General features: G+C 49.0%; 18 protein-coding genes. 11 read left to right on the forward strand and 7 right to left on the reverse strand.

Annotation, left to right across the window (positions count from 1 at the left end; genetic code table 11):
* Window positions 1-329: 329 nt before the first annotated feature.
* Entirely contained in the window at window positions 330-1,853 is a 1,524-nt protein-coding gene (locus IQ256_RS14210) for a WD40 repeat domain-containing protein (protein WP_193856200.1), read from the reverse strand.
* Between the two features lie 83 nt (window positions 1,854-1,936).
* Window positions 1,937-2,839 (reverse strand): LysR family transcriptional regulator, encoded by a 903-nt coding sequence (locus IQ256_RS14215; RefSeq protein WP_193856201.1) that lies wholly within the window; start codon window positions 2,837-2,839, stop codon window positions 1,937-1,939.
* 125 nt (window positions 2,840-2,964) lie between these two features.
* Here IQ256_RS14215 and IQ256_RS14220 point away from each other — a divergent pair, with 125 nt between their 5' ends.
* Window positions 2,965-3,747 (forward strand): aldo/keto reductase, encoded by a 783-nt coding sequence (locus IQ256_RS14220; protein WP_193856202.1) that lies wholly within the window; start codon window positions 2,965-2,967, stop codon window positions 3,745-3,747.
* Window positions 3,748-3,771: 24 nt separating this feature from the next.
* Here IQ256_RS14220 and IQ256_RS14225 read toward each other — a convergent pair whose 3' ends face one another.
* Window positions 3,772-4,380 carry a cytochrome b/b6 domain-containing protein gene (locus IQ256_RS14225; RefSeq protein ID WP_193856203.1) on the reverse strand — a complete coding sequence of 203 codons (609 nt, stop codon included), beginning with the start codon at window positions 4,378-4,380 and terminating at the stop codon, window positions 3,772-3,774.
* 69 nt (window positions 4,381-4,449) lie between these two features.
* Window positions 4,450-5,238, reverse strand: a complete 789-nt coding sequence (locus IQ256_RS14230; protein ID WP_193856204.1) for a nucleotidyltransferase domain-containing protein — start codon at window positions 5,236-5,238, stop codon at window positions 4,450-4,452.
* A gap of 241 nt (window positions 5,239-5,479) precedes the next feature.
* Between IQ256_RS14230 and IQ256_RS14235 the strand changes: the two genes are divergently transcribed.
* The 3 genes from IQ256_RS14235 to IQ256_RS14245 all read left to right on the forward strand — a co-directional run bounded on the left by IQ256_RS14235 (window position 5,480) and on the right by IQ256_RS14245 (window position 11,262).
* On the forward strand, window positions 5,480-6,877 hold the full coding sequence (locus tag IQ256_RS14235; RefSeq protein WP_193856205.1) for an efflux RND transporter periplasmic adaptor subunit: 1,398 nt from the start codon (window positions 5,480-5,482) through the stop codon (window positions 6,875-6,877).
* 191 nt (window positions 6,878-7,068) lie between these two features.
* On the forward strand, window positions 7,069-10,254 hold the full coding sequence (locus IQ256_RS14240; protein WP_193856206.1) for an efflux RND transporter permease subunit: 3,186 nt from the start codon (window positions 7,069-7,071) through the stop codon (window positions 10,252-10,254).
* A gap of 315 nt (window positions 10,255-10,569) precedes the next feature.
* Entirely contained in the window at window positions 10,570-11,262 is a 693-nt protein-coding gene (locus IQ256_RS14245) for a CerR family C-terminal domain-containing protein (protein WP_193856207.1), read from the forward strand.
* Window positions 11,263-11,334: 72 nt separating this feature from the next.
* Here IQ256_RS14245 and IQ256_RS14250 read toward each other — a convergent pair whose 3' ends face one another.
* Entirely contained in the window at window positions 11,335-12,138 is an 804-nt protein-coding gene (locus IQ256_RS14250) for a hypothetical protein (RefSeq protein ID WP_193856208.1), read from the reverse strand.
* Between the two features lie 353 nt (window positions 12,139-12,491).
* Between IQ256_RS14250 and thrC the strand changes: the two genes are divergently transcribed.
* From thrC to IQ256_RS14265, 3 genes are all read left to right on the forward strand, one after another.
* Complete coding sequence (gene thrC, locus IQ256_RS14255) at window positions 12,492-13,820, forward strand: threonine synthase (protein ID WP_193856209.1); 1,329 nt, start codon at window positions 12,492-12,494, stop codon at window positions 13,818-13,820.
* Between the two features lie 37 nt (window positions 13,821-13,857).
* Window positions 13,858-14,133, forward strand: a complete 276-nt coding sequence (locus IQ256_RS14260) for a MoaD/ThiS family protein (RefSeq protein WP_193856210.1) — start codon at window positions 13,858-13,860, stop codon at window positions 14,131-14,133.
* Between the two features lie 107 nt (window positions 14,134-14,240).
* Window positions 14,241-14,453 (forward strand): hypothetical protein, encoded by a 213-nt coding sequence (locus IQ256_RS14265; protein WP_193856211.1) that lies wholly within the window; start codon window positions 14,241-14,243, stop codon window positions 14,451-14,453.
* A gap of 610 nt (window positions 14,454-15,063) precedes the next feature.
* Here IQ256_RS14265 and IQ256_RS29660 read toward each other — a convergent pair.
* Both IQ256_RS29660 and IQ256_RS14275 read right to left on the reverse strand, forming a co-directional pair.
* On the reverse strand, window positions 15,064-16,269 hold the full coding sequence (locus IQ256_RS29660; protein WP_228024883.1) for a calcium-binding protein: 1,206 nt from the start codon (window positions 16,267-16,269) through the stop codon (window positions 15,064-15,066).
* A gap of 116 nt (window positions 16,270-16,385) precedes the next feature.
* Window positions 16,386-17,567, reverse strand: coding sequence for a metal ABC transporter solute-binding protein, Zn/Mn family (locus IQ256_RS14275; RefSeq protein ID WP_193856212.1), 1,182 nt, complete (start codon window positions 17,565-17,567; stop codon window positions 16,386-16,388).
* A 191-nt stretch (window positions 17,568-17,758) separates the two neighbouring features.
* On the opposite strand from IQ256_RS14275, the gene IQ256_RS14280 reads away from it, so the two are divergent.
* From IQ256_RS14280 to IQ256_RS14295, 4 genes are all read left to right on the forward strand, one after another.
* Window positions 17,759-17,929: a hypothetical protein gene (locus tag IQ256_RS14280; protein WP_193856213.1), complete on the forward strand. Its 171-nt coding sequence runs from the start codon at window positions 17,759-17,761 to the stop codon at window positions 17,927-17,929.
* A gap of 31 nt (window positions 17,930-17,960) precedes the next feature.
* Window positions 17,961-18,803, forward strand: a complete 843-nt coding sequence (locus IQ256_RS14285) for a metal ABC transporter permease (RefSeq protein ID WP_193856214.1) — start codon at window positions 17,961-17,963, stop codon at window positions 18,801-18,803.
* An 83-nt stretch (window positions 18,804-18,886) separates the two neighbouring features.
* Window positions 18,887-19,111 (forward strand): DUF433 domain-containing protein, encoded by a 225-nt coding sequence (locus IQ256_RS14290; protein ID WP_193856215.1) that lies wholly within the window; start codon window positions 18,887-18,889, stop codon window positions 19,109-19,111.
* Complete coding sequence (locus IQ256_RS14295; RefSeq protein ID WP_193856216.1) at window positions 19,108-19,497, forward strand: DUF5615 family PIN-like protein; 390 nt, start codon at window positions 19,108-19,110, stop codon at window positions 19,495-19,497. Before IQ256_RS14290 ends, IQ256_RS14295 begins: the two co-directional genes overlap by 4 nt.
* Window positions 19,498-19,614 lie beyond the last annotated feature (117 nt).

Below are 19,614 nucleotides of genomic sequence, written 5' to 3' on the forward strand. Positions count from 1 at the left end.
AGTGGGCCTCCTCACAAAACTTCTAGGCGCTACTTTCTATTCACTAATCTCATTTCTATTCATCGATAAAGCTACCAACTGCAGACAGACATATTCTGTATGGCCTGCTACAGTCTCTTCTATTTCAAAACAGCATAAGCACTATGCCATTTTGAAATAAGATGAAAGCATTACAGTTCCAATTAGAAGATAGAAGATTTCTATACACGACAAAAGCTTGCAAGATTTAGCAATGCTAGGAAGCACACATTCCATACAGAGACCAGGCTGTTTGAGCTGGAGCTTACTAACGTGAGATTGACGTGCAATTGATCGAATCAGTCTATGCTTTACCGATGAGAGTCAACATTCCACAGGTAAACAGCGTCATTCAACGGTCCTATCACTAATAGCTGATCGCTTTGTGGACTAAAGCTAAGGGTGGTAAAAGGGACCAGGCTATCCTCTTCAGACGTACTTTCTATAGCGGCTAGCGGATTGCCTGCTCTATCCCATAAGCGCACGGCGTTATCGCGTCCGCCTGTCGCTATCATCTGAGCGTTCGGACTATACTGCATCTTGGTGACGCCTCCAGTATGGGCCTCTATCTCGGCTGATAGATTGCCTTTGGTGTCCCATAGGCGAACAATACTTTCTTCCGGGCTCGCAGTGGCGATTTGCTGACCGTCAGGGCTAAACATTACGTGAGAAACTATTTGTGAGTGCCCTTCTAATACCGCCAGCTTGTGCCCTAATGAATTCCATAGAACCGCCTCACCTTTGTGAGCACCTGTCACTATCTTTTGACTGTTTGGGCTATAGACTAGCTGCACGATTTTTTGTGAGTAGTTGCTTAAGGTTCCTTGCGAGTTACCCTGGGCATCCCATAGGCGAGCAACATTATCTCCCATCAGTGTCAAGATCTGACGACCATCAGGGCTGTAGGTAATCTGTTCAAAGTTTCCTTTGTGTCCGCGTAACACGGCTAGCTGGTTTCCTGTTGTATCCCACAGCCGAACGGTTCCATCCCTGCCGTCGGCGATGATTCTGTCGCTAGTTGGATTGAAGTCTACAGCTAGGGAAATTGGCTGACTGGGATAAGTCAAGGGTGCAATGCGATCGCCTGCTAAATTCCAAAGGCTGACGACATCATCAAGACCGAAGATAGCGAGCAGCCGTGAGTTTGGGCTGTATTCCACATTTATACTTCCTCCATTTGTGTTTGGGAAGTCAATGGTATTGACTGCTTCTAGATCTCCTTCTGAGTTCTCTCCTATTCTTTCACCTAAATTCCAAAGTGTGAGAGCGTGATATCTGCCACCCGCGATCGCTAGCTGAGAACCATCAGGGCTGTACCACAGCTTTGAGATTCGCCAAGTAGGCCCGTCGAAAGGCGATAGCGATACTAGCTGATTGCCTGTCGTATCCCACAGTCGGACGACGCCATCAACACTCCCTGTCGCAATTTGACTACCGTCGGGACTATATAAAGCCTCAGACGTTTGCACACAAGGTGCGCCTTCCCACATCACCTGACTCAAGCTCACTTTGCCTTGGGTAACCGAGAGAGTAGAAGGGGGTGAATCTATTTCTTCTGTGCCACCAAGAGCATACTGCGTATAGAACTGACAGTCAGAGACGTCAAAAGTATCAGTGCTGTTGATGGTTTCAATATTGGCTGTTGTTTCAGTAGTTTCAGCAGGCGCGGTTTCTACAATTTCGCTATCTTGAATGCTGCTATCTTGAATGCTGCTATGAGGACTACATGCGGTAGCTGCGATCGCGCTTCCCACCACCATCAGTATCACCCGGCCAAGCATACTACGCTCGCGCCAGCTTCGGAACAATTTCTCTAGCGAGCCGTACCCATTCATAAGTCATACAGCAAATTCTCTTCAATCTAGCGTATCTCTCATCTTCCGAAAATAACTATGAATCTAGCCTGTTTCTCTTCTGGCTATAGAATCCCAGATACCGCCGCTCTCACTACTTCTAGAAAACTGCGTAACCGCCTCGGCTGGTGTCGCCCAGGTAGATAGGCAAGATGTACTGCCAATTTCGGCGCTCTCCATTCTGGCAGTACATCTATCAACTGTCCGCTTTCTAGCTCTGTCTTGACTAGCCAGTGCGGCATGACGGCCAATCCTAATCCAGCTAAGGCTGCCCGGTGTAGGGCGAAGATACTGTTCGTACTCATTCGAATAGGCGGCGTGATTGAAATTATTTTGCCTAGTGAGTTTTTCAGTGGGATTTTTCTACCTTCAAAAGGGTCGAGCGCGATGAAGGGAAGCTCGGCTAAGGCTTGTGGCGTTTCTATGGGGGGAAGTTGCGCGATCGCCTTTGGAGTAGCCACTACCATCCGCTCTACTTCGCCCAACGGCTCCACATGGAGAGAATGATCTAGAACCGGGCCGATCTTAATCCAGCAATCGCAACCTACTTCCGAAAACCGAATGTTGCCATCTTCTAGTTGCCAAGAGAAGGAAACCAGCGGGTACTGTTGCTGAAACTGAAGGGCAGCATCCATCAAGTGGAGCTGTCCAAGCGCAACAGGGACGACAACCTTTAACCCGCCTCGCAGTGTCTCGCCAGTTTCTATATGCTTTTCTTCCAATGCCTCCCAATCATCTAGCAGTCGCCGTCCATCTGCCAATAGTTCCGACCCGGCTGCTGTCAGCGAAAGAGAATGCGTAGTCCGTTGAATCAGCTGAGCTTGAAAGCGAGACTCTAGCTCAGCTAGTTGGCGACTAACCGATGGCTGAGACAACCCCAAATCGCGAGCAGCCGCGCTGATACTGCCTGCATCAACAATCCGCACAAATGTTTGCAGCAGCGTTAATCGATCTAATGATTTGCTCACAGGCTTGAGACAATAGCTTCGTTCATACACAAAAAGAATAACAGCTATTTTTATTAATCGTCTACCAAATATCCTTTTGAACTGGCATATTGAATTTAAGCAACTTTGAAAGAGAAACATTCACTATGACAGCAATCAACAGAACATTTCAGCTCGGCAGCGAATTATCAGTCAACCGCCTAGGCTATGGAGCGATGCGCCTGACCGGGCAACCCGGTAATTTTGGCCCATACCCGCAGTGGGAGGATGGAAAAGCACTCTTACGTCGGGCTGTAGAACTAGGCGTGAATTTCTTTGATTCAGCGCGATCATATGGCCCTGAGCATGTGGATAGACTCATCGGAGAAGCTATTGACTTACAAAACTCCCAAACGGTGATTGCCACCAAAGGCGGTATCGACAAACCAGCACCTGGCAATATTCAGGTAGATGGCTCGGCGGCTACGCTCACTCGGCAAATTGACGATGCTTTGAAAAATCTCAGGGTAGATAGAATAGACCTTTTTCAGCTGCATCGAATTGATCCAAACACGCCGCTCGAAGCGTCGGTAGCAGCGCTACAGAAAGCTCAAGCAGCAGGAAAAATTCGCTTTATTGGACTCTCGAATGTGAACCGAGCGCAGCTAGACCGGGCGCTGTCTGTCGCGCCGATTGCCTCTATTCAAAATCGATTTAACCAGGCAGAACAAGAACAGAATTCACTCGTAGACTACACGGCAGAAAAAGGCATTGCGTTTATTCCCTACGGGCCGCTAGGCGCTAATCCTATGAAGAAAGGGGCAACATTGCCAGCTCAAGGGGCCTTGGCTTGGCTGTTGATGCGATCGCCCAATATCATCGTTATCCCCGGCACGACCTCAATTGCCCATCTAGAAGAAAACATGACCGCCTGGGATTTCACCGAGTAAATCCAATACTTTTGTCTAAATCTCTCATCTAGATAGAGACTGAAACCAGCGTGTTAAGCGCTGCGGCCACTGCTTTGGGCTATCTTTGGGGCGGATGCGACTATCCACCATAGAACGCACTAGAGGCCAGCCGCCAATCTTAAATGACAGCAAAATATGCGATAGCACCAGCACAACCATTGAGGCCCAGGCGAATAAGTGTAAGCTGTACCACACATCGTTCCACTCACCTTCTACCAGCACTCTTGCACCCCCAAACTGTCTAGCTGAGACCAGCGACAGGATCAGCATTCCAAGCAGCCCCGTATTAATTAGCCGATGGAGCGCGTACTGTCCAGATGGTTTGTCTACGTGAGATAGCTGCTTGATAGACTTAGGCTGAATCAATCGCTGGCTTCCAGCAAACAAGCTGTAGAGAGAAAAAACAGCAAAAACAACCGTGACTACTTGACCGATGTTGTGGTGAATTTTGAACCAGTCACTCCCTGCTTCAGGTAAAGGCAACTGACCAAATCGAGCGTCCCAAGTATTGTAAAGCCAGAACCCAGTAGCTATTGATGCTAGAACCAAAATGCCGTGGACAGCGTGAATCAAACGAAAGATAAAGGGCTGATAGGGAGACGATCTTGGCATGACCAACGTTGTTAGTAGAGATAGTTTATCCGTACACTTTAACTTCTCAATAGGACTCTGTATGTTCTTCTACGATGACTCTGCTGAATATGCTTCTATTGCTTGACGAAACAGTAGGTTTAAGCGCTCGAAGGGAACGCGCTCGGGTTTAGACAGTGTAGAAAGGAAGTCTTTGATTTGAGGCAAAGTCTCGTAGACATAACGATCCAAAGCTGGTATTCTGCCTACCGCATCAAGTTCGTAGCCTGCTCGTTTTTTCTCAATCAGAGTTCTCAAGGCTATCTTTGCTTCAGTCGGCATATCAATATCTGTGATAAGCGGCTGTATCTGTAGAGGCGGCTGTTCACCAACAATTTGAATCCAGCGGCAGCACAGGATTGGACGAATGACATAGAGATAGCGTTTTGCGGCTACATCCGGCTTTTGAAAGTATCGGTGAAGCGTGCGCTCAGCCCAGCCGACGTAGTGGTATATTGACGCTCTTGGAGCAAAGAATTTTTCTCCAATCTCTCTCATCTGTTGAACTACTGCTGAGTGTTCAACGTAGATAATAGGCGATCGCAACCATTCCAACAAAACAGGATGAGATTTATGCAAGAACAGAAGGGCTTTCCTTAGATCCCAACCGCTGAAGTCAAGGTCGCTAGAGGTTTCTAGCTCTAGCGTATTAGGGCGTTTCTCAAGGCAGAGGTACCAGTCAATAGGCCGAACATAGAGAAAGCGAACGTCATAATCACTATTTTGCGACTCAAATCCCCAAGCGCGGCTGCCTGATTCCAATCCATAGATCACGCTGAGATTGTGCTCATGTTCAACGTCGTGTAGTAATTCTCTTAGACTTTCTGCGGAGTACTGCATTGCTCAAAACGTGCCAATCAGCATAGCGTAACTTATTGCCTTGGCCTCAAGACAATAAACATTGGCACTATCGTGCGGTACCGGCTTGGATTTTGCCGACAGTCAACTGTCAAAGCCTATGCCACAGATCTGACCTGGTTATCCCATGGATAAAGCGTTGCATTTTGTCTAGTCATGCGCTCTAATAAGTTAATCAATCGATTGATTAACTTTTGCCTACGCTGACGAACTGATAAATGCTATGAACTCCAAATCCGCTCCTTCTGATGCCTTCCCAGCCCAGCCCACAAAATCTGACTCGGTTTCCAGAACATCGCAGTGGCCAGCCTCTCTGAGGCGTCAGCCTCTTTGGGTTCGATATGGTTTGCTAGGCGCAGCCGGACTTTTAGTTGCGCTGGGTGGGATAGCTGGCTACCAACTGGTGGCTGATGCGCCGGCAGAAACCGCCTCTACACAGGCCACTGCGCTGCCAGTCGAGACGATAGAAGCAAAACAAATCTCGTCATATCAGGTGCCGCGTATTTACACTGGAGAAATTGCGGCGCTTCGCAATAGCGAGCTTGGTTTTGAGCGCGGTGGAGAGCTGGTTCAGGTCCTGGTAGATGAGGGACAGCGAGTTCGCACTGGTGAAACGCTGGCAAAGCTAGATATTCGCAATCTGGAAACGCAGCGGCTTCAGGTTAGGGCACAGCGAGCCCAGGCGATCGCCCGCCTAAGTGAGCTACAAAATGGGGCTAGAGCAGAAGATATTGCGATCGCCGAAGCTGCGGTTAGAGATTTAGAACAGCAGCTAAGCCTGCAAGAGACTCAAACGCAGCGACGAGAATTTTTGTATGAAAGGGGTGCGATCGCCCGAGAACAGCTAGACGAGTTTTCCTTTGGTGCTAATTCGCTACAGGCCAAGCTAGACCAGGCACGTAGTCGCCTAGAAGAGCTGCGAAATGGCACTCGGTTCGAGCAAATAGAGGCACAGCGAGCAGTCGTCAGCCAGCTAGAAGCGCAGCTAGAAGATATTGATGTCAACCTCTCAAAAAGTGCGATCGCCGCGCCTTTTGATGGAATTGTTGCCGAACGCAGGATAGATGAAGGCACAGTAGTAGGTGCTGGGCAGGCCGTTATTGAGCTAGTAGAAGCTGCCGAGCTAGAAGCGCGTATTGGTGTTCCTGCTAACATCGTCGATCAGGTGCCGGTCGGTGATATCAAAACAATCCGCATTAACAACCAGCCGTATGCTGCTGAAGTGGCCGCAATCTTGCCGCAGATAGATTCTAGTACACGCACTCAAACGATAGTGCTAACCCTAGATGCAACCGCCATCGGCGAAATGGAGCCGGGTCAAACAGCAAGACTGACAATCGACGAAACCTTGAACACTGAAGGATTTTGGTTGCCGAGAAGGGCGCTGACGCAGGGAATTCGCGGGCTTTGGACCTGCTATGTAGTAGTGTCGGCTGATAGTTCTCTTATTGTCGAACAGCGCTCAGTAGAGATTATTCAACAAGAGACGATAGGTATGGACTCCGACGCCAGTACCCGCGTTCTTGTGAGAGGCACCTTGCAGCCGGGAGATCAGGTCGTCACTAGCGGCGTTCATCGCTTGGTGCCAGAACAAGCAGTCACTCTAATTTCAGATGAATAAGCCCGGTTTAGCTGTGAACTGTAGCTTTCGAAGAGTTGCTTATGACATTCTCGTCGGCTGAAACTGTTACAGAGCAACGGGCAACTCTTCCCACCAAATCAGAATGCATCCCTACTTGCTATAGCTGTCTTTGCCAAAACTACTGACCACACGAATTATCACAAGAAACAGCAAAATCAATCGAAAATTCTATGGTTCGTCCTTTCTTCCGTAATGTCCGACTGCTCGTTTTGACAATTGTTATTCTTTTGGCATGGGGCTATTCTTCTTTTCAGGCTTTGCCTAGGCAAGAAGATCCTACTCAGGTGTCTCGGGTTGCTGTCATCAATACGCTATTCCCAGGCGCTAGCGCCGAACGAGTAGAAGCGCTGGTGACAGAAGTTATAGAGTCTGAAGCTGCCGAGATTGAAGAAGTGAAGACAATCACGTCAACCTCAAGGGTTGGATTTTCAGCAGTAGCTGTTGAGCTGCAAGAGTCTGTTGAAGAGTCTGAACCTGTTTGGTCGAGACTGCGAGACAAACTCGAAGATGCGAATGGTCTTTTCCCGCAAGGGGTCTTCGAACCTGAGCTGGAAGCGACCGAAACTAGGGCCTATGCGATGATTACGGCGCTTACCTGGGACCAAGACAGCGAACCGAACTACGCCATACTGCGACGCTTTGGTGAAGAGTTTGAGATTCAGATGCGGGACGTATCAGGCACTGAAGAGGTTGCAGAATTTGGCGTTCCATCTGAAGAAATCAGCGTCGAAATTAGTGCGCCCGATTTGGCTGCTGTGGGGCTGAGCGCTCAGCAGTTGGCTCAGCAGATTGAACAAAGCGATGCCAAAGTGACGGCTGGGCAGCTCCGAAACCCTAACGAGAACTTAGCCATTGAGATAGATAGCGAGCTCAGCTCTCTAGAGCAAATTCGTCAGATTCCGATCCAATCCAATAGAGGGCGATTCACCCGCCTAGGAGATGTTGCGAGGGTCACTCGGGGTGTTAGAACCCCTGCTACTGACCTAGCTTTTGTCAACGGTAAGCCAGCAGTGGCCTATGGGATTCTGATGAGTCCTGGTCAGCGAATTGACCGATGGGCCGACAGTATGCTCGATCAAATAGAAGATTTTCGCGCCCAGCTACCTGGTGGAGTCTCCTTATCGATTTTGCTCAACCAAAGCGAGTACGTGGATGCTCGGCTTGGACAACTAATCTCTAATCTGGTTTTCGGCGCTGCTCTAGTGGTTGTAGTCACCTTTGTCACGATGGGGTGGCGCTGTTCGCTGATCGTAGGCACAGCGTTGCCGCTGAGTATTTGCGCTGTATTGGGACTGATGAACGCCATTGGTATTCCCATTCATCAGATATCTGTGGCTGGATTGATCATTGCGCTAGGTCTGCTGATTGATAACGCGGTAGTGGCCGTTGACGAGATTCAAGTAGAGCTGAAGCACGGCGTTCAACCCGAAAAAGCGGTTGTCAGTACAGTGAAATATCTTCAGGGCCCGCTGTTCGCATCTACGCTGACAACAATGATGACGTTTCTACCAATTGCGCTTTTGCCAGGAGGGGCGGGCGAGTTTGTCGGCTCTATTGCAATGACGGTGATTCTCTCTATTGGAGCATCGCTTGTGCTTTCTTTGACAGTAATCGCTGCGCTGGCAGGTAGGATTTTGGGTGAAAGCGAGGCAGATATTGAAAAGATGAAACAACAGAGTTCTCTCAATGCCTTTCAAAGATTTTTTAGGCTGTTGATGAAGCCGGGCGCTTGGTGGAACGATGGCTGGAGCCCCCGGCGATTGGGTGATTTCTATCGGTGGACAGTCAAGCGAGCTTTAGCAAAGCCCGTATTTGCTATCGTGCTGACAATGGTGATTCCGGCGGTAGGTTTTATTCAAGCAGGTAGCTTAGAGACTCAATTCTTTCCCGCTTTGGCCCGCGATCAGTTTCAGATAGAGGTTGAATTTTCTCAAGAGACAGCGATCGCAAACTCCAAAGAACAGGTTATGCAGGCCCGTGACTTACTCCTAGACTACGAACAAGTCGTCGAAGTTCACTGGTTCATCGGCGAAAGTTCACCCAAGTTCTATTACAACATCAGCAGTACTAGAGAAAATTCACCTTACTACGCGCAGGCACTAGTCCAGCTCAACTCTTCCGATAATGTCACAGCGCTGATTCGAGAAATTCAAGCGGATCTTAATCTAGCATTGCCTGATGCGAGGGTGCTGGTGCGCCAGTTGGAACAAGGTCCCCCTTTTGATGCGCCTGTAGAGCTGAGAATATACGGACCTAATATTGAAGAACTCAGAGCAATAGGCGCTGAAGTCCGAGAAATTTTGACGACTGTTCCTGATGTTGTCCACGTCCGGGATGACTTGACAGCAACCGTTCCTAAGTTAGCGCTGCAGATCGATGAAGAACAGGCCCGCCTAGCAGGTGTTTCTAACGCGGAAGTGGCTCAGCAACTGCAGGCAACGCTAGAAGGCGCAGTCGGTGGATCTATTCTCGAATCGACGGAAAATCTGCCTGTGCGCGTACAGATTACAGACAGCGATCACGGCAACCTCGCTCAGATCGAATCATTGAATCTACAGCCTAGTCTAACGGCATCAGCACAAGACGGTAAGTTTAGAACTGTCTCTGCGCTTGGAGAGTTTAAGATTGTGCCACAGCTCTCGCAGATCGCTCATCGCAACGAGCAGCGAGTGAACACCGTGCAGGCTTTCATTACCGCTGGCGTTTTGCCTTCTAAGGTGCTCGCAGACTTTCAGAGCGCCATGGAAGAACAAGGCTTCGATCTGCCTCCTGGCTACACAACCGAAATTGGTGGCGAACAGGCCGAGAGTAGCGATGCGACTGGCGATCTATTGGGTTCTGTTGGACTTTTGCTAGTTACGATGGCAACTGCCCTAGTCCTTTCCCTTCGCAGTTTTCGTTCAGCGGGTATTGTGGCGGCGATCGGCGTTGGCTCTGTTGGCATGGCGCTCTTTTCGCTATGGGCTTTTGGTTCTTTGCTAGGCTTTATGGCGATTGTTGGCACAATGGGCCTAATTGGAATTGCGATCAATGGAGGCATTATTGTGCTCTCGGCTGTGAATGAGGATGAACTGGCTAGTCAGGGCGATCGCAACGCTATTCAAAATGTCGTCATGCGCTCTACCCGTCATGTTCTCACCACAACCATCACGACGATGGTTGGATTCGTGCCGCTGCTGCTGTCGGGCGATCCGTTTTGGCATCCTTTGTCAGTTGCGATCGCGGGCGGCATTGGAGGCTCTCCCCTGCTTGCACTGTACTTTACACCAGCGGCTTATCTGATAATGCATCGACAAGATCGAAGCAGAAAAGCCTCAAAAGAAAAACGAGCAACAGATATCTTATCGTCTACATAGAGAGAATTGCTGATGTATCGCTAGCATCGGATGCACCCATACCCTGGCCGACCACTTTACTCTTTTATGATAGGGGTTTCACCGCTAGGGAGCATGTGGAGAAAAGTGGCAAACGCTATAGTAAGCTATAGCAATCCGCTGATGCATTAGTGGATTGCTACGCGCTTAGCGCTATATATGACAAAGGGTACAGCTTCTTGATATCGCTTGAGCTAAGCGCGGATTGTATATATAGCCAAAGCTGTAGTAGTAAGGTAGGCAATCTGGTTGGTGTGGAAGCGTTTTCTCACTGCTAGATTACTGATATAGAAAACCGTGAGCAAGTCTAAATCCGTTCAATCCAGTGGTCAGCAGCGGGGTGAAGAGGCTCGCCAGCGCCTGATAGACGCTGGTATCGAAATATTTGGAGTGCATGGTTATGAAGCAGCTAGCACACGTAGCATCGTCGAGAAAGCAGGCGTGAATCTAGGGGCTATTCCCTATTACTTTGACAATAAAAAAGGACTCTACCACGCTGTTGCTGAGCATATAGCTGCTCATTTGTATGATCCAGAAATTGAGGCTGCGATCGCACTAATCGATCATAAGGCAGGCACCTCAACATTTTCTACAGAACAAGTATTAGACCTGATGCATGAGCTATTTGATGCTTTTGTAACGTCGCTAGTCTCAACCGATAGGCCCGAGATCTGGTCTCAATTCATTCTGCGAGAGCTGATGGAACCCTCCTCCGTTTTTGATATTCTCAACGAAAAAGTGGTTCAGAAAACTATTAGACCTTGCTCAGCCTTAATCAGCCAGATACTTAATAAGCCAGCTGACGACCCAGAATGCACCATTCGAGCCTTTACGCTGTTCGGGCAGGTGCTGATTTTTCGGGTAATACGACGAGTAACGCTAAGGAGCTTAGGCTGGAAGACTTTTGAAGGCGATCGCCTCGATTTAGTTCGTAGTATTGTCCACCAGCAAGTTGATGCATCACTACGATCTCAACTAGAGATCAACTGACGTTGAAACTCTCGAATTAGTTCACCTTGGCCAAAGGATACCTTTAAGCTATCAGCTCAGCTCTAGGCCACGCTAGATACGACCGGCAGAATACAGGCTTTCAGTAGGGCCCAGAAAATAGTCAAAGGCAATCTCAAGTAAACCTCTTTCCTTCAGCTGCGCTTCAAATTCTTGCCAATTTGATACCTTGTCGACAACCAACTGACTGCTATCTTGTTTCCAGGTTTTCAGCTCGAACTCCTGACTGGGTATGTATAGGTCAATACCTGTTGCAGCAGTGATCTTTTGACAGGCAGACTTCAGATTTTCTAGATCAGATCTATCGGTGAATTCCTCGTACTTAAGGAGAGTGACCGTCTTGTGGTGAGTTCTTGTATATCGATCCGCACACCCCTTGTAGTACTGATGGCGGCTGCGGTACCAGTCAATAAAATCATCGATCCTTAGCGCTGGCTTTATCTGAGTGGTATCTAGTCGCAGCCACTCCTCTGTTTCCATTGCTTTCACAAACGAGACATAAGTATCTATTACTCTACGAGTAACAAAAATGACCTCATAGTCTTTGATTAGTCGCGCTAACTGCCTGGGTGGCAGGTGATCGTGGAATACCTTGAATGAACAAATTTTCTTCTCAGACGGTAGCCGCCTTCCAATCAACTTAAGAATTCTACGAGGACGTTTTTTGAATCGCTTAATGAGATCAGGATGACTTCTGTCTACAAAAGACCAATTCTGAGCCTTGCATAGGGTCTCGACTTCTTCGTCCCACATCATGACACCCATGTTGGAGAAAATCTCATAACGGGCTGCAATTTGAGGATGGTAGCCCAAAAGCTCACATAAGTAGTTGGTTCCTGTTCGCTCAGTCGCAATCACTATTAGAGGTCTTGCTAGACTGCGTCTGCAGCTGAGTATCATTCGACTAGTAAGTACTGCTTGTCCAGACAATAGTACCGCTTCTATCAATGGCATCGTAGAAAACCCAGGTAAGCAGTGAGTCCAAAATTAGCTCAAAATTAGCTACAGAGAACCAATGGCACGAGCAAATACGGCCACATCACCTGGATTGCAGAAACCTTTATCTAAAAGGATTTCACTTAATCCCGACTAAAAAAGTCGGGTATGTTTGCGGCTAGATAACCCCCGTGTTACTATCAACCCACTTCGTTAGAAATGGGCTCGTTGACCTGTTTCACCCTCCTTCTGCTCTCACTACAGAGAAACACACCATGACACAGGCTATCGATCGGCACGTCGGCTCTCAAGATCTCTCCAAAGGTCTTTCCAAGAAAACGTTCACGACCTTGCAGTGTAAGGAATGCGGAGAGCAGTATGGCTTAGGCGCAAAGCATGTCTGTGAAGATGTCTGCTTTGGTCCGCTAGAGATTGCCTACGACTATGACGCCATCAAGAATCAGGTCTCTAGAGAAATCATCGAAGCGGGTCCTCATTCTATCTGGCGCTACAAAGCCTTTTTGCCTGTTGAAACCGATACTCCGATTGACGTTGGCACGGGGATGACGCCGCTGGTAAAGGCCAACCGTCTCGCCCGTCAGCTAGGACTCAAAGAGCTGTATATCAAGAACGACGCGGTCAACATGCCGACGCTGAGCTTTAAAGATCGCGTGGTTTCTGTGGCGCTGACTCGGGCCAAAGAGCTAGGATTTACGACTGTTTCTTGTGCAAGCACTGGAAACTTGGCAAACTCTACGGCTGCGATCGCGGCTCATGCCGGCCTAGAATGCTGCGTCTTCATCCCTGCCGATCTAGAAGCTGGTAAAATTCTTGGCACCTTGATCTACGACCCGACGCTGATGGCAGTCAAGGGCAATTACGATCAGGTCAACCGCCTCTGCTCTGAAGTGGCTAACACCCACGGCTGGGGCTTCGTTAATATCAACTTGCGCCCCTATTACTCCGAAGGATCAAAAACGCTAGGCTTTGAAGTTGCTGAACAGCTCGGCTGGGAATTGCCGGACCACATTGTTGCACCTTTAGCCTCTGGCTCTCTTTTCACCAAAATCTATAAGGGCTTCCAAGAGTTTGTCAAAACGGACCTGGTAGAAGCCAAAGACGTTCGCTTTAGCGGCGCACAGGCAGAAGGCTGCTCGCCTATCTCTCAAGCTTTCAAAGAGGGTCGCGACTTCATCACGCCCGTCAAGCCCAACACCATCGCCAAGTCCATCGCCATCGGCAACCCCGCAGATGGGATGTACGCGCTGGATGTTGCTCGCAAAACCAACGGCAACATTGAAGATGTCACAGACGAAGAAGTGATCGCTGGGATGAAGCTACTAGCTGAGACTGAAGGCATCTTCACAGAGACCGCAGGCGGCACTACCATTGCGGTTCTTAAAAAGCTGGTCGAAGCTGGCAAAATCAACCCTGACGAGAAGACTGTCGTCTTTATTACTGGCAACGGGTTGAAAACCCAAGAAGCTGTTCACGGCTATATTGGTGAGCCCCATACAATCGAGCCCAAGCTAGATAGCTTTGAGCGGGCTTGGGAGCGAGCTAACACTTTGAATCGTTTAGAGTGGCAGCAGACTCAGGTTTAGATTTACGTTTTTTACTACTTCAGCAATTTATCAAAACATGTCTGTCAAAGTTCTCATTCCTACCCCCCTACAGAAGTTCACCAAAGACGAAGCTGCCGTAGAATGCGATGGCAACAACATTAGCGAGTTGATGGATACGCTAGAAGCCAAATTCCCTGGCATCAAAAAGCGGCTGTGCGACGACAAAGGCGAGCTCCGTCGATTTATCAATTTCTATGTCAACAGTGAGGATATTCGCTTCCTAAACAACAAAGAAACTGCCTTGAAAGATGGTGATGAAGTTAGCATCGTTCCGGCAGTCGCAGGTGGCTAGTTGCTACAGACGATCTGATTGCGATAACTTTCTTGACGGTTTCTATTGTGCCTGTATTAGAGCTTCTAATATGAGCGTATTCAGCCCCCTAGAGCAGCCTTTGTATTATGACTATCAAAACCGTTGGTTCCCCTCCCCCTGAAGCTGAACAGCTACGAACAGATATTGAAAAGCAACTGCCAGATATCATTGCTAGCTTCAGCGAAGTTTTGCAGAAAAAATTTGGATTTGAAGAGCTCAGAGTTGGTGGGTTTACCGTCGTACCGGCTTCTGAGCAAGGCAACATATCCTGCGATGAAGAGGGTTGCGCTGTTAACTAGTTGCCAGTACTACCTGTTGCCACAAGCATGAATGAGTGCGCGTTTAGCGTAGGAGTTTAGTCGTTTAGTCTATCCTTCTGCCAGCGTGAGATCGCGGGGTACTGTAGCCAGCAAAACGGCTGCATCAGAAAAACCTGAATAGCTATAGCAGTGGTACTGAGTTTTAGGTGCAGTCTTCAGGCTGGAAGCCCTGTGTCACGGCGGTGAGAAGCTTGCGTCCGTTGTACGATGCTAGCGGTACGATCCTGTAATCGCTTTGCGGTGCTAGGGAAGGTTCACCAAGGCAGGAAACCTCAGAAAACGAGCCAAGTGACTTGCGTTTCTCTAATGCATTAGAGTACCTGTTTAGCGTACACCTTGGAAAACCCCTCCCTTACGGTTCCCATAGGGAACCAAGTCCTGTATCTCTAAATACATAGCCGATGTCCCCTCCGCCGGAGGGGTGGCCGAAGTGCAGCGGAGGTCGGGGTGGGTTTCGATATGTACGCTAAACACGTACCACCGCTTGCAGTGAGGTAGTCGGTTCATTCACTCTAAGACTACTGACATAATCAAAGTTAGTCTGTCTTGACGCAGGCTTAGGAGGCGGCCCGCCCCAGAGCTATAGCATCTAGATCAGTGCCATTGCCTCTTCTGGATTAGAGATATCTGCAACAACTTCAAAGCTGCTCTCGCCTAGCGCTGAGGCTTGCACATTGTTCAAAATGGCTAATGTTTCATTGCTACTTGTCATGCCCAGCAGGGTATTCGCTCCGTCTTGCGTCAACGTCAGGTCAGTAAACAACAATTCACCTTCGACGAGACCGATCCGGTCAGTGCCCACCTCAAAGTCGAGGATAGTATCGGTGCCATCGCTACTGCCAAAGACGAACAGATCGCTGCCGCTGCCGTTGGAGAAGTTGTCGCCAACGAGCGTGTCGTTGCCAGTGCCACCCGTAATGATGTCGTCACCATCGTCGCCCCAGATAAAGTCATCGCCAGCGTCGCCGCTGAGAATGTCGTTGCCGGACTTGCCACCGATGCGATCGCTGCCTTCACCGCCAAAGATGATGTCATTACCGCCCATGATGTTGTCTTGGGGAGAGCGGTTATTGAGATCGCCACGCAGAATGTCGTCGCCATCGCCACCAGTGATAATGTCGTCGCCGAGGTTGCCTGCTACGACGTCGTCGCCACCGAGGGCGTTGATGGTGTTGTCAGTAGCATCGCCGAGGAGGGTCTCGGCGGCGTCGGTGCCCATCCTCAGTGCTAGCTCGACCTGAATGCGTGCTCCGACTTCATCTAGGTCAGTGAGCTGGTCGACGTAGGCGTCACCGACGCCGCCTGTGTCAAGTAATTCCTGGGTGGTGCGGGTAAAGAAGGCAACATCTAAGTGAGAACTAAAACCCATCGGCAAGTTAGGGAACTCATCACCAAAATCGGTTAAGTGAACGTGAGGAATAGGCACTCCGTCTGGTGCTGGAGCCGCCGACCAAAAGTTGAGTCCTGTCGCGCCAGTCCGTTCTCCCGCATCATCGAACAGAGGTATGTACTCCCCAATATCAATGCCATCAGGCTCATCGAAGGAGCCGTCTTGGAGAATTTCTTGGGTGTTGGTGTCGAAGGCGAAGTTGAACTGGTCGTAGGTGAGTTGGTTGTCTTCGTAGGTACGTAGGAGGGTGCCGTCAGGGTCGAAGAAAGAGACATCGAAGTCGGTGAGGTCTTCTTCGCGGACGATGCCGCCCTCATAGGTTTGGCTGGAGTCGTAGCTGAAGTTGCCAACGAAGCTGAAGCCAGCGATTTGGCCGGTCCAGTCGAAGGTGAAGGTGGTTTCCAATGATTTATTCTCGCGATACGACTATGAAGTGGTGTGGTGAAATTGGTACCGATACGGGGTATTGGATATGACTTTGTATCAAACACCCCAACATATCGAGCCATACAGTACTGAGCTTATTGAGCGGGCAGTAAAGCTTGAGCAGCGGCTTGGTCACACGAGCCACCTAAGCCATTGACAATATTGCAGGTATTGGTGACCAGCATTCCCTGATAAGTCGCTGCTGGTGTTTTTGGTTCGCCCAGGCTATCGGCGTAGATTGGATCTTGTGAGACCGCGATATTAGTTTCTCTAGAGACGGTTTCAATCAGGCCCGGATTGCTAGTGGATTCTACAAAAATGCTTGGTACGCTCTTTGCCTCTACAACTTCTGTTAATTCTTTGATATTGGCCGCTGAAGGCCGTGCTTCAGTGCTAAAGCTGTCGAGCGCAGGCTCAATCTCTAGACCATAGGCTTCAGCATAGTAACCGAGAGCATCATGCGTGCTGATTAGCGTGCGACTTGTTGCAGGCACAGTGTCCATCTGAGTTTGAATCCAGGTGTCAAGCTGTTCTAGCTGGGCGATCAGAGCTTCGGCATTAGTCTCATACAGTTCAGCATTCTCTGGCGAGACTTCGCTAAGCTGTTCTTGAACCACTCTCGCCATAGCGATGCCGTTTTCAGCATCGTGCCAAACGTGAGGATCTGGCTCTAGTTCACCTTCAGCATGGTCGTGCGCTTCGCCTTCAGCATGGTCGTGCGCTTCGCCTTCAGCATGGTCGTGCGCTTCACCTTCAGCGTGGTCGTGCGCTTCACCTTCAGCGTGGTCATGCGTCTCACCTTCGGCGTGGTCGTGTGCTTCACCTTCAGCATGCGCGCCGTGGTCATGAGGTTCGCCCATTAGCGGGTCTGGCACGGCAACTTCTGACACCGCTACTTTAAGCGCAGGCGTGTCAGTCGCCTCGACCATTTGAATAATTTCAGGTTCAAACTCATAGCCGCCATATAAAACCAGATCAGCGTCTTCGATAGCTCGTCGATCTGCTGGGGTGGCACTGTAGGTGTGAGGATCTTGCCCCGCGTCAATTAGGCAGGTCAAATCTACGGTAGTTTGAGCAATTTGCTCAGCCATGTTGCAAAGTACGCTGTAGGACGCAACCACTTGAGGCCCGCCGACAGATTCCGCCTCAGTTCCAGATTCAGCCTGGGGTTGACCATTCTCAGAAGGCTGGGTGCAGCTCACCGCGCCTAACATTAGCGAAAAGGGCACCAGTAGCGAAGCAGTATGTTTTGAAAAAAAGCGGGGGGACTTATTCATGGCGCTATTGTTTGATAACGATTATCATTTTCAAATTATATTATCGTAAGAAGCTCTCTTGGCAACATCTTTTTTTGCGGATAGTTGATTATTCTTTAGCGTTGAGTCAGTTTCCTGAACTCAAGCTCTTTCGGCAAAATCCGACAGTGGCTGGCCGTTAGAATGACTCTGAACGTGTCCTTGGTGTGGCTGTGCTCTATAGAAGTGACATTGTTGCCGATATATTGGTGCTGATTGCGGCAGGACTGGTGTTCTTAACACAGTCTGGGCTACCCGAGCTGGTGCTAGGCTCTGTGCTGCCTGCTGTTTTTGCTAGGCTAGCAGTGCAAGTATTTAGCCAATCGTGGCAAGAGATGCGATGATTACGCAACAATCCCATTTTCAACAACAACTATGGACTGGCTGCTAGATCCTCTGAATTATGAGTTTATGCGGCAGGCGCTGGCGGCGGGCGCACTGATGGGCATTTTGTGTCCAATTGTCGGTACTTACCTGATTGTTCAGCGGATGGCGCTATTGGGCGACGTTGTTGCTCACGCGGTGCTGCCAGGGCTGGCGATCGCCAATTTTCTCAACGTTCCTTTGCTCATTGGAGCCTTCGTCTCTGGGATGTTCGGCACTTTCGTCACTAGCTGGATTCGCGCCCAGTCTAAAGTCAAGGTTGACGCGGCGATGGCCATTACCCTTTCCTGCTTTTTCTCATTGGGCATTGCCCTGCTTACCAGCTTACGCAGCCGCTTAGATCTTGAAGACCTACTTTTTGGCGATATCCTCAGCATTGCTCCAGCAGATGTGTGGGAAATTGGGTTTGTGACTGTCGCCGTCTTAATTGCTGTGAAAACGTTTTATAAGGAACTGTTGTTTTTTACCTTTGATCCGTTAGGTGCAGAAGCAATTGGTCTACCGGTAGCGGCCATGAATTTTGGGCTGATGGCCGCGATTACGCTGACGATTGTAGCCAGCATCAAGGCAGTGGGCGTGATCTTGGTGATGGCGCTGATGGTGAATCCGGCAGCCGCCGCCTACTTGCTGACCAAAGAACTGCATTGGATGATGGCGGTAGGTGTAGGCTTGGGCGTGCTGTCTTGCCTGATTGGGATGTACATTAGCTACTATCTCAATACACCTTCTGGACCTGCGATCGCACTGACTCTCTTCGCCTGCTTTCTAGCAGCGCTGTTGTTTAGTCCTAGTCAAGGAATTTTGACGCGCAGCCGAGGGCAAGCCAAAGCTTAATCGTAAGTCTTATCATCGACATTTAATTGCAACGGCTATTTGTCGATATAGTGATAGGTAAACGCTCTCCCTTGCACCTTTTTATGGACTACAAAGACATTATTACCATCGAGCCTGGAAAGCGTAGTGGCAAGCCGTGTATTCGAGGGATGCGAATCACTGTGTACGATATCTTAGAATATCTGGCAGGCGGAATGAGTGAGCCAGAAATACTAGAGGATTTTTCTGAGCTCACATCGGAGGACATCAAAGCGTGTCTTTCTTTCGCAGCAGATCGTGAAAGAAAGTTGTTTGTAGTATCTCTATGAAACTGCTTCTGGACGAAAATCTCTCAGACCGAATTATTCCGAGGATTATCGATTTGTATCCTAGTTCAAAGCATGTCAAAACCTTGAAACTTACAAATACTGATGATGTCATCATCTGGCAGTATGCAAAAGCGAATGGTTTTGTGATTGTTTCAAAAGACTCTGACTTTCATCAGCGTAGTTTATTGTACGGTCATCCACCCAAGTTTATCTATCTTCAGGTAGGTAATTGTCCAACATCAAAAATTGTTCAAGTTTTAAGGGACAATTTTGACACGATTATTCAGTTTGAAAATCGGAAATCGGAAAGTATATTAGTATTCTGGACAGTGCGAAGTTTTTCTCTAAGTAGAATCTTTTCAGGAATCGGCAAAGCGATCGCGTAGAGTGCCGAACATTCCAGTACCGAAAAGGCAAGGAATGTTCGAGACTGGTTGAATTACCACACTCAACCAGATCAATTATGGAACTCTACACTCGCATTGAGCAAGTGCTCATGAGGC

Source organism: cf. Phormidesmis sp. LEGE 11477, from assembly GCF_015207105.1.
Lineage (GTDB): Bacteria > Cyanobacteriota > Cyanobacteriia > Phormidesmidales > Phormidesmidaceae > Phormidesmis.

What these genes read in the sequence shown, in the direction of transcription:
- IQ256_RS14220 (WP_193856202.1), top strand. Translation starts at nt 2,965, where the DNA reads ATGACAGCAATCAACAGAACATTTCAGCTCGGCAGCGAATTATCAGTC.
- thrC (WP_193856209.1), top strand. Translation starts at nt 12,492, where the DNA reads ATGACACAGGCTATCGATCGGCACGTCGGCTCTCAAGATCTCTCCAAA.
- IQ256_RS14295 (WP_193856216.1), top strand. Translation starts at nt 19,108, where the DNA reads ATGAAACTGCTTCTGGACGAAAATCTCTCAGACCGAATTATTCCGAGG.
- IQ256_RS14210 (WP_193856200.1), bottom strand. Translation starts at nt 1,853, where the DNA reads ATGAATGGGTACGGCTCGCTAGAGAAATTGTTCCGAAGCTGGCGCGAG.
- IQ256_RS14285 (WP_193856214.1), top strand. Translation starts at nt 17,961, where the DNA reads ATGGACTGGCTGCTAGATCCTCTGAATTATGAGTTTATGCGGCAGGCG.
- IQ256_RS14225 (WP_193856203.1), bottom strand. Translation starts at nt 4,380, where the DNA reads ATGCCAAGATCGTCTCCCTATCAGCCCTTTATCTTTCGTTTGATTCAC.
- IQ256_RS14275 (WP_193856212.1), bottom strand. Translation starts at nt 17,567, where the DNA reads ATGAATAAGTCCCCCCGCTTTTTTTCAAAACATACTGCTTCGCTACTG.
- IQ256_RS14240 (WP_193856206.1), top strand. Translation starts at nt 7,069, where the DNA reads ATGGTTCGTCCTTTCTTCCGTAATGTCCGACTGCTCGTTTTGACAATT.
- IQ256_RS14230 (WP_193856204.1), bottom strand. Translation starts at nt 5,238, where the DNA reads ATGCAGTACTCCGCAGAAAGTCTAAGAGAATTACTACACGACGTTGAA.
- IQ256_RS14260 (WP_193856210.1), top strand. Translation starts at nt 13,858, where the DNA reads ATGTCTGTCAAAGTTCTCATTCCTACCCCCCTACAGAAGTTCACCAAA.
- IQ256_RS14235 (WP_193856205.1), top strand. Translation starts at nt 5,480, where the DNA reads ATGAACTCCAAATCCGCTCCTTCTGATGCCTTCCCAGCCCAGCCCACA.
- IQ256_RS14265 (WP_193856211.1), top strand. Translation starts at nt 14,241, where the DNA reads ATGACTATCAAAACCGTTGGTTCCCCTCCCCCTGAAGCTGAACAGCTA.
- IQ256_RS14290 (WP_193856215.1), top strand. Translation starts at nt 18,887, where the DNA reads ATGGACTACAAAGACATTATTACCATCGAGCCTGGAAAGCGTAGTGGC.